The organism is Mesorhizobium sp. WSM4841 (assembly GCF_055811515.1).
Genome location: NZ_JBVVQC010000007.1, coordinates 184,169 through 199,089, shown reverse-complemented (window position 1 = coordinate 199,089; position 14,921 = coordinate 184,169). Strand labels below are relative to the sequence as shown.

Annotated in this window: 18 protein-coding genes and 2 pseudogenes; 5 read left to right on the top strand and 15 right to left on the bottom strand. The window is 60.9% G+C overall.

Going from position 1 to position 14,921, the window contains the following annotated elements; translation table 11 throughout:
* Nucleotides 1–178 precede the first annotated feature (178 nt).
* The 7 genes and pseudogenes from AC0L14_RS11255 to AC0L14_RS11225 form a co-directional block, all read right to left on the bottom strand.
* Nucleotides 179–883, bottom strand: coding sequence for a hypothetical protein (locus AC0L14_RS11255; RefSeq protein WP_473527209.1), 705 nt, complete (start codon nt 881–883; stop codon nt 179–181).
* Between the two features lie 188 nt (nt 884–1,071).
* On the bottom strand, nt 1,072–1,335 hold the full coding sequence (locus tag AC0L14_RS11250; protein WP_473527208.1) for a hypothetical protein: 264 nt from the start codon (nt 1,333–1,335) through the stop codon (nt 1,072–1,074).
* Nucleotides 1,336–1,708: 373 nt separating this feature from the next.
* Nucleotides 1,709–2,425 carry a pentapeptide repeat-containing protein gene (locus AC0L14_RS11245; RefSeq protein WP_473749472.1) on the bottom strand — a complete coding sequence of 239 codons (717 nt, stop codon included), beginning with the start codon at nt 2,423–2,425 and terminating at the stop codon, nt 1,709–1,711.
* A gap of 369 nt (nt 2,426–2,794) precedes the next feature.
* A complete protein-coding gene (pcaF, locus tag AC0L14_RS11240) occupies nt 2,795–3,997 on the bottom strand; it encodes a 3-oxoadipyl-CoA thiolase (RefSeq protein ID WP_473749470.1) in 1,203 nt (400 codons plus the stop codon).
* Nucleotides 3,998–4,000: 3 nt separating this feature from the next.
* Complete coding sequence (locus tag AC0L14_RS11235) at nt 4,001–4,672, bottom strand: 3-oxoacid CoA-transferase subunit B (RefSeq protein ID WP_473749469.1); 672 nt, start codon at nt 4,670–4,672, stop codon at nt 4,001–4,003.
* Nucleotides 4,669–4,866 (bottom strand): annotated as a pseudogene (locus AC0L14_RS11230) (CoA-transferase); the annotation flags it as partial. The pseudogene AC0L14_RS11230 and the gene AC0L14_RS11235, both read right to left, overlap by 4 nt.
* Nucleotides 4,784–5,683, bottom strand: a complete 900-nt coding sequence (locus tag AC0L14_RS11225; protein ID WP_473749468.1) for a hypothetical protein — start codon at nt 5,681–5,683, stop codon at nt 4,784–4,786. The pseudogene AC0L14_RS11230 and the gene AC0L14_RS11225, both read right to left, overlap by 83 nt.
* Nucleotides 5,684–5,982: 299 nt before the next feature.
* Here AC0L14_RS11225 and AC0L14_RS11220 point away from each other — a divergent pair, with 299 nt between their 5' ends.
* The gene (locus tag AC0L14_RS11220) at nt 5,983–6,720 is read left to right on the top strand and encodes a DUF4336 domain-containing protein (protein WP_473527205.1); all 738 of its coding nucleotides are present in this window, start codon (nt 5,983–5,985) and stop codon (nt 6,718–6,720) included.
* 21 nt (nt 6,721–6,741) lie between these two features.
* Here AC0L14_RS11220 and AC0L14_RS11215 read toward each other — a convergent pair whose 3' ends face one another.
* Nucleotides 6,742–6,966, bottom strand: a complete 225-nt coding sequence (locus AC0L14_RS11215; protein ID WP_245318963.1) for a hypothetical protein — start codon at nt 6,964–6,966, stop codon at nt 6,742–6,744.
* Nucleotides 6,967–7,145: 179 nt separating this feature from the next.
* Here AC0L14_RS11215 and AC0L14_RS11210 point away from each other — a divergent pair, with 179 nt between their 5' ends.
* Complete coding sequence (locus tag AC0L14_RS11210) at nt 7,146–7,379, top strand: P27 family phage terminase small subunit (protein WP_165848647.1); 234 nt, start codon at nt 7,146–7,148, stop codon at nt 7,377–7,379.
* 136 nt (nt 7,380–7,515) lie between these two features.
* A complete protein-coding gene (locus AC0L14_RS11205; protein ID WP_123149402.1) occupies nt 7,516–7,770 on the top strand; it encodes a hypothetical protein in 255 nt (84 codons plus the stop codon).
* 550 nt (nt 7,771–8,320) lie between these two features.
* On the opposite strand, the gene AC0L14_RS11200 is transcribed toward AC0L14_RS11205, so the two are convergent.
* The 3 genes and pseudogenes from AC0L14_RS11200 to AC0L14_RS11190 form a co-directional block, all read right to left on the bottom strand.
* On the bottom strand, nt 8,321–8,521 hold the full coding sequence (locus AC0L14_RS11200; RefSeq protein WP_123149332.1) for a hypothetical protein: 201 nt from the start codon (nt 8,519–8,521) through the stop codon (nt 8,321–8,323).
* A 216-nt stretch (nt 8,522–8,737) separates the two neighbouring features.
* Entirely contained in the window at nt 8,738–9,547 is an 810-nt protein-coding gene (locus tag AC0L14_RS11195) for a recombinase zinc ribbon domain-containing protein (protein ID WP_473749467.1), read from the bottom strand.
* A gap of 52 nt (nt 9,548–9,599) precedes the next feature.
* A pseudogene (locus AC0L14_RS11190) lies at nt 9,600–9,857 on the bottom strand (recombinase family protein); the annotation flags it as partial.
* Between the two features lie 107 nt (nt 9,858–9,964).
* Between AC0L14_RS11190 and AC0L14_RS11185 the strand changes: the two are divergent.
* Together AC0L14_RS11185 and AC0L14_RS11180 are read left to right on the top strand one after the other, a co-directional pair.
* On the top strand, nt 9,965–10,084 hold the full coding sequence (locus AC0L14_RS11185; protein ID WP_342210972.1) for a hypothetical protein: 120 nt from the start codon (nt 9,965–9,967) through the stop codon (nt 10,082–10,084).
* Between the two features lie 81 nt (nt 10,085–10,165).
* Nucleotides 10,166–10,384 (top strand): hypothetical protein, encoded by a 219-nt coding sequence (locus AC0L14_RS11180; protein ID WP_123149331.1) that lies wholly within the window; start codon nt 10,166–10,168, stop codon nt 10,382–10,384.
* A gap of 181 nt (nt 10,385–10,565) precedes the next feature.
* On the opposite strand, the gene AC0L14_RS11175 is transcribed toward AC0L14_RS11180, so the two are convergent.
* From AC0L14_RS11175 to AC0L14_RS11160, 4 genes are read right to left on the bottom strand one after another with little or no spacing between them, the layout of a single operon-like run.
* Nucleotides 10,566–11,564, bottom strand: a complete 999-nt coding sequence (locus tag AC0L14_RS11175; RefSeq protein WP_123149330.1) for a substrate-binding domain-containing protein — start codon at nt 11,562–11,564, stop codon at nt 10,566–10,568.
* A gap of 43 nt (nt 11,565–11,607) precedes the next feature.
* Nucleotides 11,608–12,594 (bottom strand): ABC transporter permease, encoded by a 987-nt coding sequence (locus AC0L14_RS11170; protein ID WP_473489837.1) that lies wholly within the window; start codon nt 12,592–12,594, stop codon nt 11,608–11,610.
* Entirely contained in the window at nt 12,591–14,105 is a 1,515-nt protein-coding gene (locus AC0L14_RS11165) for a sugar ABC transporter ATP-binding protein (RefSeq protein WP_473527203.1), read from the bottom strand. Before AC0L14_RS11165 ends, AC0L14_RS11170 begins: the two co-directional genes overlap by 4 nt.
* Nucleotides 14,105–14,830 (bottom strand): GntR family transcriptional regulator, encoded by a 726-nt coding sequence (locus AC0L14_RS11160; protein WP_473749465.1) that lies wholly within the window; start codon nt 14,828–14,830, stop codon nt 14,105–14,107. Before AC0L14_RS11160 ends, AC0L14_RS11165 begins: the two co-directional genes overlap by 1 nt.
* Nucleotides 14,831–14,921: the final 91 nt, after the last annotated feature.

The following is a 14,921-nucleotide window of genomic DNA, read 5'->3' as shown; positions in this document are numbered from 1 at the left end:
TCATGCTTTCCGCACGCATTTCATAGTCAAAGATTATTCTGGGAATATATGCCATGCTTCATGTAGGTGATGGGCATGGAGAAATCGGAAGCTGCCCGCCTTCACCTTTGGTATCGTTCCGGCCGGCTTCAGCAGCGGCTTCCAGGCTGTCCAGACGCTCCCCGAAGGACAAACGCAATCACCCGCCCTGGACCCGTCGCACTCTCATCCCGCGCGAGGTCATTTCATAGTCGAACATTCGCTGCGAATACACGCCATGTTTCAAGTAAAACCGCTTCGCCTGAAACTCGCGGGGTTGCTTCGATGGATCGTAGTAACCGGAAACCTGGGCGGCCCCGTCTAGCATCAGCGTCGCCTTGAAGCCTCCGTTTCCATCGAATTCGACAAGAACGCCGAGACGCTGCTCCGTTCCATCTCGGCGAAGCCGTGCCTTTGACATCTTGTTGTGAAGCGCGCCCCGTATACAGCTCTCACCGGGACCAGTTTTTATATCGCTGGTCAGGCTCATCCTGCCGTCGGACTGAACATAGATAACCAAGGGCGGGGCACAGCCACGACGACCATCATGCACCTGAAAAATTCCGAACCGCTCGTTTGATGCGCTCTTCATCGAAACGCTTGTCTCGAAAAGATAAGCCCCGCGCGATGTAGGCGACAGGTGACCCGTTTCCAGTTCGGCGCGCTGTTTGAATATGCCACCTGGGCAGTGGTTCCTGCTCGTCCTGAACACCCGAGCATCGCCTTTTCTGGCGATCGCCCCTGAATCAGCCCCACATGACACGCGCCAGCTGTTCAAAGCATTCGCATAGCCAATGGATACCGATGACGTCGCGAAAATCACCGTGACCGTCAAAACGACACAAAGTAGAGAGAACACACGCATAAGAGGACGCCCTCCGCCTACTGAGTAGGTCCCTCGCGGGTCAGCGTATTTGACATACGATATAAAAACAAGACTGCGTGTTTCAGTAAGTCCCGGACGCCTTTTCCGGTAAGTCCCGGACACCGTTTTCAGCGCAAACTCTGAAATCGTCATATGTCGAAGCCCTCACAGACTTCGAACATCGCTCCTCACAGCCCGATCCGAAAGGTGGCGTCAGAACACCGCTTACGGTAAACCGTTACCGCTGTCGGATGAAACTCCACAATGCTTTCTGCGGCCGCCATTGCCTGAAGCTCTCGGCCTAGATTCTGCTTTTCGCGCTCGAGGTCCAGCAGCTTCGATTTCATGCTGGTCGTCGCGACACCGTCAGCGATAGCATCGACGATGTTAGCAATCTGCCTGTCGATGCCGGCATGCCGCCTTTCGACTTCCCTTTGCCGTTCGCGGTTCATGGCGTTCAGTCGCTTATGCTCAGCATGATATTCAGCAAGGAAACCCGCAATGGCATCTGGCGCCAGCTTCAGGGCACAGGCGTCGCAGTCCAGCTTGCTGGCGCGATAGCGCTTCTGAATTGATAATCACGACGATGGTAGTCATTCTCGACGATACAAGAGTTGCTGCCATTTATTCGGACAGGAGCTACCGGTTCGATTGAACCGGTAGCGGTGAACGGAAAGGGCACAAACACCCTTCGGCCGCGATTTCGCCAATAGCAATACCGCAGAAACGTGCCACTTTGGCGGAGGATCTGCGCCCTCCGAAGGCACAAAGTTACAGGTTCGAATCCTGTCGGGTGCAGCATTGCCGCAGTTCGCTTGCCGACAACTATTCCTGCTGGAATTGACAGGGCCAATCTTCAGGCCTCGTCAAGCCAGAAGGCAACTCGGTCCGGGCGTCTCCGCAAGCCATGTTGAGCTGCCACTGGGACAGACCTGCCGAATTGGAAAGGTCGACGCCCTCGATACGGGTCAGAAAGAAAAAGGCGCGGTCAAAGTCTATCGGCGCGGTGAACGTCGCTCCTCGGAAGTCCGCCCGTGCGAGATTGGCAAACGAGAAGCGGCTGCCGCTGATATCGGCGTCATGGAACTGCGCACGCCCCAATTCTGCCTTTGTGAAATCAACATTGGTCAGATTGGCGTCCTGGAAATTCGAGCGCTGCATTTCCGCGCTCGCAAACACAGCGCCCTGCGCGTCCATACGGCTGAAGTCGGTCCTGTAGGCCTCGATTCTGTCGAACCGGGCGCCTTTGGCGGTCGAGTCGGCCAGGGAAGCACGCACAAGCGTTGCCTTCTCAAGATTTGCCGCAAGGAGATTGCTGTTCCTGAGGTCGGTCGAAGTGAAATCAACACCGAACAGGTTCGCCCCGCTCAGGTCCTGTCCTTCTAGGATGAGAAGCTTCTTGTCACACTCGTGCCAATTGACGCCAGGCGCCGCGGCTGCGTGGCAATTGGGAGCAGCAGTGGCGTTCTGCCAAGCAAACACACTGCAAACCGCTAGAACCAAGCCGGATGCGCCGTAAGCTCTGGTTCGCCTCAAAGTCATTGTTGCTGGGCCTCTGCTACTCGCCGACACTCAACCTTACCACATCTGCTGACACTCGAGCCACCGTGACCACCGCCGTCACAGTTAGCGCATTTCTCATATTCAAGCTTTGATGTTGATCAACCGATCAACCCGCGCGTAGGGCGCGATTTGCGAGCGCCTCCCCATATCATCGGCGGTGCAGCAGAGATTCATTTGTCACCGGCCAGGCGCATCATTCCGTAGGTATGCTTGACTAAGCCGAGGCCTCCGCTCTGGACGTTTGTCTCGCTAATTGGGAGCCTGCTCGGGTGCTGACCGCCACCGCCGGCGTCCGCTGACGCTGCCGTCCGAAGTCAGGATGTCTAACTAAGGTCGTCGCCCACTTATTTAGACCCGCTGCAGTGCGATAGCGATCCCCTGGCCCACGCCAATGCACATCGTGGCCAAGGCGTACTTCCTCCCAAGGGCGGCAAGTTCGAGAGCTGCGGTTCCAGTTATCCTCGCGCCGCTCATGCCCAGGGGGTGCCCCAAGGCAATGGCGCCACCGTTGGGATTCACGTGGCTTGCGTCCTCAGGGATGCCCAAGTCGCGAAGCACGGCGATGGCCTGACTCCCGAAAGCCTCGTTGAGTTCGATCACCTCGAATTCCGCCGGTGCAATCCCAAGGCGAGCGCAAAGCTTCTTGGTGGCCGGTGCCGGCCCAAAGCCCATAATCCGAGGTGGCACGGCGGCGGCCGCGCCACCCAGTATGCGGGCAATCGGTCTAAGCCCGTAGCGTCTGGCGACCGCCTCCGTCGCGATAATGAGTGCTGCGGCGCCGTCGTTCACGCCCGACGCATTGCCGGCGGTAACGCTCCCCCCAGAGAACAGCGGCTTGAGCTTGGCCAAGGTTTCCATTGTGGTGCCGGCTCGAGGGTGCTCGTCCAGTTCGACGGGAATCGCGTCCCCCTTCTTCTGAGGGACCATTACCGCGACGATTTCCCGGGCAAGCCTCCCGCTCTTTTGCGCGGCGATGGCCTTGTCCTGGCTGCGCACCGCAAAGGCATCCTGCGCCTCGCGCGACACGCCGAAGTCCCGGGCGACGTTCTCACCGGTCTCGGGCATAGAATCCACGCCGTACTGCTCCTTCATCAGAGGGTTGACGAAGCGCCAGCCGATGGTCGTGTCGTAGATCTCGGCATTGCGAGTGAAAGCCGTCTCGGCCTTGGGCAGCACGAACGGGGCTCGGCTCATGGACTCGACGCCGCCGGCGATGACCAACTCCGCCTCACCGGACTTGACCGCGCGAGCGGCGGTGATCACGGCATCCATTCCGGATCCACAGAGGCGATTTATTGTGGTGCCGGGGATGCTCACAGGCAGGCCGGCTAGGAGCGAGCTCATGCGAGCAACGTTCCGGTTGTCCTCGCCGGCTTGATTGGCACATCCGAAAATCACGTCGTCGACTGCGTCCCAATCGACGCCTGCGTTCTCAGCGACCAGTGCCCTGAGAGGAACGGCGCCCAGATCGTCCGCTCGAACCGAGGATAGGACGCCGCCGAAGCGGCCGATGGGCGTGCGCTTGTAGGCGCAGATGAAGGCTTCGCTCATTCCCTAGACCTCCGGAACAATCAGGTCGCCGACCGTGCCGTCGACGAGAAGCTCGGCGCCCGTTACTGCTTGCAGGGCTTCGAGACTGAGCTTGGGAAGTTTCTCGCGCAACACGAAGCGCTGGCTCTCGATGTCCACAACGGCAAGGCTGGTATAGACGCGGCTGACACAGCCAACACCGGTCAGCGGAAAGCTGCAGCGCTTAACCAACTTGGGGCGTCCGTCCTTAGTCACATGGTCGGTGATTACAGCAACGCGCTTGGCGCCATGCACCAGGTCCATGGCACCGCCGACAGCCGGCACGCCCTTCGGGCCAGTCGACCAATTGGCGAGGTCGCCATTCTCAGCAACTTCGTAGGCACCCAGGATGGCGATGTCGAGATGGCCCCCCCGGACCATGGCGAAGCTATCGGCATGGTGGAAGAAAGATGCACCGGGCTTGAGGGTGATTGCCTTCTTGCCGGCGTTGATCAGGTCCCAATCCTCCTCGCCTTCCGCGGGAGATTCCCCGAAATTGAGGACGCCGTTCTCTGTGTGAAAGATCGCTTGCCGGCCGGGTGGCTGGAATTTCGCGACCATCTCAGGAAAGCCGATGCCCAAGTTCACATAAGCGCCGTCGGCAATGTCCTGAGCGGCTCGCCAGGCGATCTGAGCGTTGGTGAGTTTCTCAGTCATGCGTATGCCACCCCAGCCCGCATGAGGGCTTCTTCCTGTTGGGCATCGGCGACTTGCACGACGCGATCGACGAAAATTCCGGGTGTAGCGACCTGCTCCGGGTCGATTCCATCAGGCACAACGATCTTCGAGGCCTGGACGATGGTCACCCGGGCGGCCGCCGCCATCAGCGGCGAGAAGTTCCGCGCCGCGAGGATGCTGCTCGGGATCCAAAGGATGGTCGTCATGCGCAATGTGCGCATACAGAAATACGGGGAGTAACCGAAAAAATCCGAACGAGTTGCCGGCTCCGTCTTCCGCGTCGAGCAGTTCGAGTAGAGCCTCCGGCTGCAGCTGGCGAACGTTGTCCTCTCTCTCAAAACGCGCCTGCAACGCTGCTATCATCGCGTGGTATTTCGCGGCGTATGCGAGCCCAAACAGCCTATACTGCTCGGCCAACAGGAGCAGGATACGCACCGCTCCGGCAAGACGCTCCCCAGAAAACCACTTGGTCTTGGCTTTATGAAGCTCCCGGATTGCTGCTGCTGGCTCCTCACGGTCCAAGAGTGAAATAGCCCTGTCGACGGCCTTCTCAGCTGCGATTACGCTACCCATGCGCTCGCCCACCAGATCGTCGACACGCTCGGCGAGCGCGAGCAACGCTCCATCATCCCCGCGCTGCTTAACGATCTCGACCAGAAAGTCGGCGAACGATTCAACGGGATAGAGGGGGGCCTTCTCAACATTGTCGAGCATGGCATTCCAGAACTCTATCGCGGCCGAGAAGTTGGGCGCGGCGCCGGGCCCCCGTGGCGTGTGTTCCAAAAGGCTTAGCACATGAAGGAGGCCAGCTCGACGACCCGGACCGGCAGCTTCCTCCAAGCCGGCGCGAACGACTTCGGCAAGCTTTCGCCGATAGACGTACAGGTCGGCCTCGTCGGCGCGGAATTGTCCCAGCCAGTATCCACCAAAGCCATAGGTCAATAGCGTCGATGCACTGGTTAGGTCACCAATGCTCGGGTGATGTTCCACGTCGGCGAAGTTGCGGTAAATGTCTGGTCATCGACTAACTTCGGCGCAAAGCAGCCATGCCGCCGTCGCGTGTGAGACTCTGCTTCGGGTCACAAGCAGAACAGCAGCCCCCTACGGCTCGTCCCTCTCATCGCGCAACACAACGCGGCGGTTCTGCGACCTGCACGCGGTGTCGGGGAGTATGTTGCAACATAATGATTTGCTTCGGCCAGCAGACGAACTAGGCCATCACGCAGTTCCCCGGAACAGATCCTCTCGAAGCGTGTTGCGCCAGCTCCAAGCTGAATTGGAGCACAACCATGAAGCCCGAAGACGCTACCTACCCTCCTCTTGATGTCGCCAAGCCTGTCGCCCCTGGGATCTGGATCGTCGACAGCGGACCGCTGAGCGTGATGGGCATTCCAGTCCCGGTGCGCATGACGGTTATCCAGCTCGGGAATGGCGGTCTCCTGCTGCATTCACCAACACGGTTCGCTTTTGAGCTGAGAAAGCAGCTCGAGCAGATTGGTCCGATAGTGCATCTGGTTGCGCCAAACAGTGCACACTGGACCTTCCTCAAGGAGTGGCAGAACCATGTGCAGGGAGCGCCGACTTGGGCCGTTCCAGGCTTGCGCCATCGGGCACAGGTCCGCCGGGCTGGCGTCAGGATCGACCACGATCTGGCCGCAGCGGCGCCGGAAGCCTGGTCGAAAGATCTCGATCAGGTTCTCGTTCCAGGAGCCGGTGGGTTCACCGAAGTCGCGTTCTATCATAAGAACAGCCGAACTATGGTGCTTACGGATCTAGTTCTGAATCTCGAGCCGGAAAAGCTGCCGTTCATCATCAGGCCGGCGGCGCGCCTCTTAGGCGTCACGGCACCTGTGGGGAAGGCCCCCATTTACCTGCGGATGATCATCAAACGGAAGCATGAGCAGGCGAAGGCGGCCGCGGAGCGCCTCGTGGCTTTTCAGCCAAAGCGCGTGATCTTCAGCCATGGCCGGTGGTTCCACAAGGATGGGACGACATTACTTCGCCAGTCGCTGGCCTGGCTTCTCTGAGGGCGGCCGCAGAGAAGATTGTCAGCAGGAAGTAGCCATCAACTCCCGTTGCCGTTCCCATTCGACGGGCAAACCCCTGACGAGCGCCTGGAGCTGAACCCCCATGGACTGCCGTCCGTCGAGTATGGCTTCGACCAGGTCGGGCGCGAGCAGCGTCAACTGGAGCACGTGGGATACGAAGGAGCGGTCAAGCCTTTCGGCCGCGGCAAGTTCGATCACTGTGGCGAACTCGCCTGTTTCCAGCATGTGTTTCCACCGGAACGCCCGCGCCAGCGCCCGGATCAGAGTGTTGTCTATGCGTGGCCGTGCTGGGGTCCATTGCTGTCCGCCGGCGGGCGAGATGATGATCTTGCGGCCACCACGCTTGCGCAGGGTCAGCGGCAGATGGACGGTGAGCGATCTACTGTCAAGCCTATGGCCGCTGGGTGGAGTCCGAGAAGAAGCTGAAGGATACCCCTGCCCTGCTCAGGACGCCAGCCGGCTACGTGCAGCCCTCGCCCTGGCTTGCCATCTCCAACAAGAATGTCGAGCTGATGCACAAGTTCATGAGCGAGCTCGGCCTCTCGCCCGTGTCACGCAGTCGGGTCGCAACGACGCACAGCATGGGACCCAGGCCATGGGAGTTCACCGGCCAGGAAGACGACGAACTCTTTTCGTGAAACCCTGCGTCGCTAAGCACTGCTGCATCGAGCCGTCCATGCCAACGGCTAGCCAAGCAAAATGGTCGTCGCTTCAACAGGCGCCATAATCAAGTATAGTGCCAAAGCGATCGCAGACGGAGGAGGAACGGAGCAAATGTCCGTCGACGCCGGACCGAGAAAAGTGGACGCCGAATATGCGATTGAGTACCTCCAGGAGCATCCGGAAGCCGGGCTTTGCTGCGAGGATCGGCGCTGGTGGATTACGCCAAATGCAAACGAGACCGATCAGCAGGTCCTGCTTCTTGATGTGGTTGAGGCTGAGCGGCTCAAAGATGATCCTCGCCTTCGACTCGTGTCCGGAATCGCTCATGCGGGCCGGTCGCTCTGGGTTGTTCGGAGAATGACATAACTACCTGCCACTCGAACGTTGAAGGAACCGGGTCGGGCTTAGCTTTGTCAGGGGAGCATATTATGCCGGTACCATTCGCGGACCGAAAGGATGCGATTCGCGCGGAGTTAATCAGGCGCGCGACCAGAGGCCTAATGATCACATACGCGGAATTGAGTCGTGCAGTCGGCATTCCGGACATGGGATATTGGAAGCCAGTCCTGGATGAGATCAGCCGGGAGGAGACTTCCAAGGGCTACCGGACATCACCTTTCTTGTTGTGTCGCGAGAGCGCGGACTGACGAGCCAAATAGGCTTTAAGCCGGCGAAACCAGGCTCCCCCAGCCAGGAAAGACGCGCGGTAGAGGCAATTCGGGAGGCCTTCGAATACTACCGCCCTCCGAGAGCATAACCTCGGAAAGCTGCAGCATCGAAGCGGCTCCCGCTATCTGCATTTTCTTGTCGTGATCCAGCGAACTCGAACGGGCGGCGCCTCGCCGCCTACTGCCAGCTACGGTGGAAGCGGCCTCGGCAAAGGCGACCATTCGCAGGGCCGCGGCCATAGCCTGCGCTACGGTCCCGTGTTCCTGTCGAGCGCAAATGCGACCCTCTCGCGCAGCAACTCGGCCATGTCACCATTTAGATGCAGCCGTACCCGGCCGCCACGGGCATCCGTGAGCATCAGCGCCACGCCGTCATCGGTTTCGTTGTCGGCTAACTGAACATCCGCGACCACGAATTCGTGTGTGTTCCTGTTCTGATCTGAACTCATTCTTCGCTCTCCTCTGCTGAAGAACGATGTAGAGCATTAAGCCTGGTGAGCCATGAGCGCTCCCAGGCTCAGGCAGGCCTAACAAACGAAGAGCGCCAGCCGAAGTCCTCCGGCCGGCGCTTAGGCGGCCAAACTGCTTGCCGGTCGAGGCGCAATGACGCGACCAATTTGCGCATGTAGTCGCGCTGGCTGGAAATTTTTTGGTCGAATTTCCGACTATTTGAATTGATCCCTCTGTCCTTCGATATGGATTAACGCTGTAGCCCGACCTTTTCGGCTGCCTCCGCTATCAAGCAAAATCGGGAGAGCATCCGCGCGCTTTCGTGCTTCGGACCTTGCGGCCGAAATGACGCTGGTAAGCTCAACTCGCGTGTTGCCGTCCACGTTGAAGGGTAATCTCAGATCCGACGAAATTAGCTGCTTCTCCAGCCCCCACGGCCTCTCAATCTCGGCCCGAGCGACAAAAGCATGCCGGTCCAACCAGCTATCCAAGACGCATTCGCCGGGGTCGGTGAAGGTATAGCGTCCAGTACTTCCTACCCGGCGCAGCTCGATGCCCAATTCAGCAGCGAGCAAGCAGCCTAACGTGCGGCGCAACGTCGATCCAGCCGCGTCCACCCGCTCGACCAGAAGCTGGACGATGCGGGCCTGCTCGGCCGGGAAGAGCTCATCCCAGAGTGGATCCAACTGGACGAGGGCTTCACGGACCTCAGTTTCAGTGATGTCGGAATCGTCCTTTCGCGTGGCCATCCAGGTCTTTACGATCATCTCGGGCGTTCGAAGCAGCGCCCGAAGCTGGTCGATGACCGCAGCCTCGATCTCGCCTGCCGGCACACGGCGGACCGGGCATGTCTCCGGTCCGAGCTTCTGCACGCTCGTGGTGACGTAGTAGCGGTAGAGCTTTCCCTTCTTGCGGGTATGGACAGGTGTCATGGCGTAGCCGCTCGGAGCAAAGATCAGACCCTTGAGGAGTGCCGGCGTCTGCCTTCGGGTCTGCCCTGCCCGCTTGCTCGGACTCTTCAGCAACGATCGAGCGAACCTTGTCCCAGAGTTCGCGCCCGATGATCGCCTGATGCTCGCCAGGGAAGCTCGCACCCTTGTGGACGGCGTCGCCGATATAGACCCTGTTCGAGAGAAGCTTGTAGAGCAGGCCTTTGTCGAAGGCCTTCCCGTTCTTGCGCCTGAGACCCTCCGCATTCAACGTTCGCGCCAGGATGGTTGCCGAACCTATCAGCAGAAATCGCTCGAAGATCGAGCGCACAATGGCTGCCTCGTCCTCTTGGATCAGAAGCTTACGGTTCTCGACCCGGTAGCCAAATGGGACGTTGCCACCCATCCACATGCCCTTTCGCCTGGATGCAGCGAACTTGTCCCTGATGCGCTCGCCGATGACCTCGCGCTCGAACTGGGCGAAGGAAAGCAGGATGTTCAAGCCTACGTGGACTGGCAATCGCTCTAAACAACCGCGGCGTTCGCACAGCGCGCAATGGCCAATGGCAGGTGTCGAACGTGCGCAACGTTCTCGCGCGGCAATCCCCCTACTCTTTTATAAGCGGGAAATAGCCACCGGCGCGGCCGGAACAAACGGGATCGACGCCGGTTAACTACTATCGAAGGGACCGCAACCGCAAAGGACGCGGGAAAATGTTTGAAATTTATCGCCTCGAAGTGGCCAAGGCCAGACAGGGTGTAAAACGAGCCGAGAACTCTCTGAAGCGCGCGAATGAGTTGCTGGACGAGGACGGTGGCGTCGCCCTTAATCTCGCGTTGTGCGGCCGGATAAGGGCCGAGCAAAGGCGCGTGATCGATGCCAGAGAGCGACTGATGAAGATCGATCCGAACAGCACGGACAACGTGGGCTGAGCTTTCGGAAGGCCGGCCCCAACGAAGCCCTCCGCGAGGGCACGGCCGATTCCCCCCGCCGCTGCTGAAACAACAGCCAGCGCTCGATCTTCGTCTTCCGACGATGATAAGGACATGCAATCAGCCGCACCCGGCCCGCGCGCCCGCCGGACCGCGGAAGGTCCGCGGCCCGGCCTGTCGCTCAGTGTTTGAATTGGGCGACGTTATCCTTGGTAAGGCGCATCACGCCAGTCTCGACTTTTTCCGGCAAGGGGTTGACGCCAGCCGCTTTGTAGTCCGGCACGACCTTCATGCCATCGGTATTCAGCCAATGAAGGAGATGCACGGCGAGAAAAGCTTCGACATAGGATTTTTGAACCACGGCGCCGACGATCGTTCCGTCCTCTATGTAGGGAAGCATGTCGTCGTTCCGGTCCATCGCGACGATCTTGACCTGGCCTTGGCGACCGGTCTCATGCACCGCGATGGCAGCACCTTTGCCGCTGTCGCCGTCGGTGCCGCCGATACCGACCACGTCAGGATGAGCGAGGAGTGACTGGCTGTAGGCCGTGGGGGCATAAGACGGGTCCGCTTTGTCGTTGACCACGTCGACTACTTCGATTTCGGACGCGGATTCCTTGAAGTAGGCCTTGTAGCCTTCGACCCGCTCCAGAACCGAAGGCGCGGGGAACGAACCGAGGATCACCTTGCCTTTGCCGCCGATCGCCTCGGCAAGCATCTTGCCCCCGACCTTGCCGGCTTCGAGGTTCGAGATGCCGAGATACACGGCGCGCTTGGTGCCCGGCGCGTCGCCGATGATCATGGCGACCGGAATTCCTGCATCGACGGCGCGGTCGATGCCGGCCGCAAGCGAGGCGGCGTCGCCAGGAAAGATCAGGAGGCCGGCCGGCTTCCGCGCGATCAGCTCATCGAGTTGCCGCGCCTGGGCGACGGTGTCGAAGTCGAGCGGGCCGGTGAAGCTCGTCTTGATGTTCAGCGATCTAGCGGCGTCTTCGAGAGCTTTGCGGTGGTCGACCCAGAACGGCACCTGCGTGACGATGGAGAGAAACACGTATTCCATGCCCTCGCTCTGGGCGAGCGCTTCATCGCTGAATTGGGGTACGAGGCCGAGCCCCGTCCCGGCGAGGCCAATGCCGCCGAGCTTCATCAGGCTGCGGCGGTCGAGATCGAGTGTCGTCATCACTTTCCTCCCTTCTTCGATTGGAGCCCAATGGGCCCTTGGCTTACCCGTCGCCGCGGCGCACCAGCATGTCGAGCGCAACGGCCAGGACAAGAACGGCGCCGGTGACGATCATCTGCCAGTAGATCGACACGGCGAGCATGGTCATGGCGTTGTTGATCAAGGCGACGAAGATGACGCCGAGAAACGCGCCCAGGACGGTGCCCTCCCCGCCGCGCAGACTTGCGCCGCCGATCACGGCGGCTGCGAGCACCTGCAATTCGAGCGCGTTGCCGGCTGTAGGCGTACCGCTCATCAGCCGCGAGGCGAGGAGGACGCCGGCAAGCGCGGCGAGCAGTCCGCTCAGCATGTAGGCGAGTGTGCGGACGCGATTGACGGCCAAACCCGAGAGACGCGCCGCCTTCTCGTTCGAGCCGATGTAGTAGAGTTGCCGGAAGAAGCTTCCATGCCGCATGGCGAGGTCAAAGACGACCACCAGTGCGAGCGCGACCCAAAGAAGAAACGGCAGGCCGAGAATCTCGGCGCGGCCGGCCCACCCGAAGGCCGGCGGTAGATTGCTGAGCGAGAATCCTTCGGTCAGCACCAAGGCGATCCCGCGGGCGATCGACATCGAGCCGAGAGTGGCGACCAGGGGATTGACACCGATCCTGGTGACGACGATGCCGTTGGCAAGGCCGATGATGACGCCAAGAGCAAGCGCACCAAGAATCGCCAGCGGGATGGAGGCGCCGCTTAACAGAAGAAGCGCCGTCACGGTACTCGCTAGCGCCAGCACGGAGCCGACCGAGAGATCGAATCCACCAGAGACCAGGAGCACCGTCATGCCCACAGCGATGATCACGGTCGGCGCCATGCCGATGGCTATCGCACGGAAGTTCGCCAGCGACAGGAAGACCGGCGAAGCCAGCGACATTCCGACGATGATCGCAACGATAAGAACCAGTAGCGTCAACTCGCGCGTCTCGACGAAGCGCCGAAGGACACGGCTGCCGAAACGCGAAGGCCACCGACCGACCTCGTCGACGCTCATGCCGCCTCCCCTTCGCGCTTGTGACCGATGCCGGAGGCAAGAGCCATTACACTCTCTTCCGTTGCCAAACGTGTCGGGAGATCGCCGACGATCTGTCCCTCTCGCATGACGACGATCCGATCGGAGATGGTGAAGAGCTCCGGGAGGTCAGAGGAGATCAAGAGAATCGCCTTACCGGCAGCAGCGAGGCGGCGGATTTCCTTGTGGATCTCCCTTTTCGCTTCGACGTCGACGCCCTTGGTCGGCTCGTCAATCACGACGATCGCCGGGTCGCTCGCAAGCCACTTCGACAGCATCAGTTTCTGCTGGTTGCCGCCGCTGAGTTTTCCAGCCGCCGCCGCAAGGCTCGGCACTCGTATCCGGAAGCGTTCGACCGCCCTACCCGCCGCCGCCGTCGCCGCCGCCCTCTCAATCCAACCGAGCCGCGCAAAGCGGCGAAGCTCAGTCACGACGAAATTATCGGTGACCGACATCGACAGGAACAGGCCTTCCGCTTTGCGATCGTCCGGCACATAGGCGATGCCGCGGGCCATCGCGTCGCGGAGACCACGCAGGCGCGTCGGACGGCCCTTGATCTCGATCGCAGTTCCTCCAGACGGCTGCCGCAGGCCGACGAGGCTGCGTGCAAGCTCGCTGCGGCGCGATCCCATCAGGCCCGCGAGACCGACGACCTCACCGAAACGTATTTCAAGCTCCAGATGTCGAGATTTGCCCTTGGCTCCGTTGCCACGGACTGCAAGCGCCACCGGACCCGGCACGAGCGCCGTCTCGGCTGCGAAGATTTCGAGGTTCCGGCCGACCATGGCGCGGACGACGTCGTCGATGGAAGTCTCCGGCACCGCGCGCGTGGTCATCCTTCGGCCATCGCGCAGCACGGTGACGCGGTCGGCGATCCGGAAGACCTCGGCCATGTGATGGCTCACATAGACGATGCCGATGCCCCGGGTCTTAAGCCGAGTGATGATGTCAAACAGCGCTGCGACCTCATCGGAGGTGAGCGCCGAGGTGGGCTCGTCGAGGAGAAGGATGCGAGCGTCGAGCGACAGCGCCTTGGCAATCTCGACGAGCTGGCGCGTGCCCGCGGGCAAGCGGTCAACCGGGCGACCGACATCGATTTCGATGCCGAAGGGGGAGAGGATCTGCTGGGTCCGCCGCCGGAGCTCGCTCCAGCGTATGACCCCGCAGGCCGTCGGAGCCCGGCCGACAAAGACGTTCTCGGCGACCGTCAAGGCCCCGGCGAGGCTAAGCTCCTGGAAGACCGTGCTGATGCCGAGCGCCTGCGCTCTGGATGGGTCGTCAATGGTGACCGCCCGCCCGTCGATGTTGATCGTACCCTTGTCGGGCGCGACCACACCGGAGAGGATGGCGAGGAGTGTCGATTTCCCGGCACCATTTTCGCCGACAAGCGCATGCACCTCGCCCTGCCTCAGATCGAAATCGACGTCGCCAAGGGCCCGCGTCGTGCCGTACCACTTCGTGATGCCGCTGAGCTCGAGGAGCGGTGCCGCCATCAGCTCGCCTCCGGAATTCCTTTATCCGCGGCGGCAATGTCCTCAATTCCGTTGGAATAGGTCTCGCGCGTCCGTCCGATATGGATATCCAGAACCGCTATCGTTGCGTCTGCGTCGCCACGCCGGATGGTGTCGAGCATCTGTCGATGCTCCTGGAACGACAGCTTCGTGTGAAGCGGCTTGCCGGCAAGGTGGGTCCGGAGCGCTGCGATCTTGCCGACATAGCGCTCATAGCTGTCGCGGAGATAGCTATTGCCGCAGTGCCCGAAGAAGGCCGCGTGATAGCGGGTGTCCAGGGACAGATAGAGCCGCTGGTCACCCTGACGCTGCGCGGTTGCCATGCCGCGCACGATGTCTTCAAGCTCCGCCGCGAAGCCATCCGGGCCGCGCGCGATGGCGAGCCTCAGCGCCGCCGTTTCTACCGCACTCCGGAATTCACAGATCTGATGAACCTCGCGAGCGCTCAGCGTGAAGACGAAGGCGCCGCGCTGCGGATAGATCAGCACCAGGCCCTCGGCGCGGAGCTGGGCGAGCGCCTCTCTGACGGGAGTCTTCGACACGCCGAGATCGTCGGCGAGCTGACGTTCAGAGAGAGGCTGACCCAACGCGAGGTCACCGTGGACGATCGACTGGCGGAGCTGGTGGAGCACGGTTTCCGCAAGCGATTTGGGTCGCTTGATCCTGGCGACGGGAAGCCGGCCGCTGATTTTGGTATTGCCTGCCATCTGCAAGGTGATATACCAGACACCAGAAAGTTCGGCAACAAGAAGCGGCTTCGCTGACGGCCCCGTTACGAAGCCAAGGTACGTGCTCCGG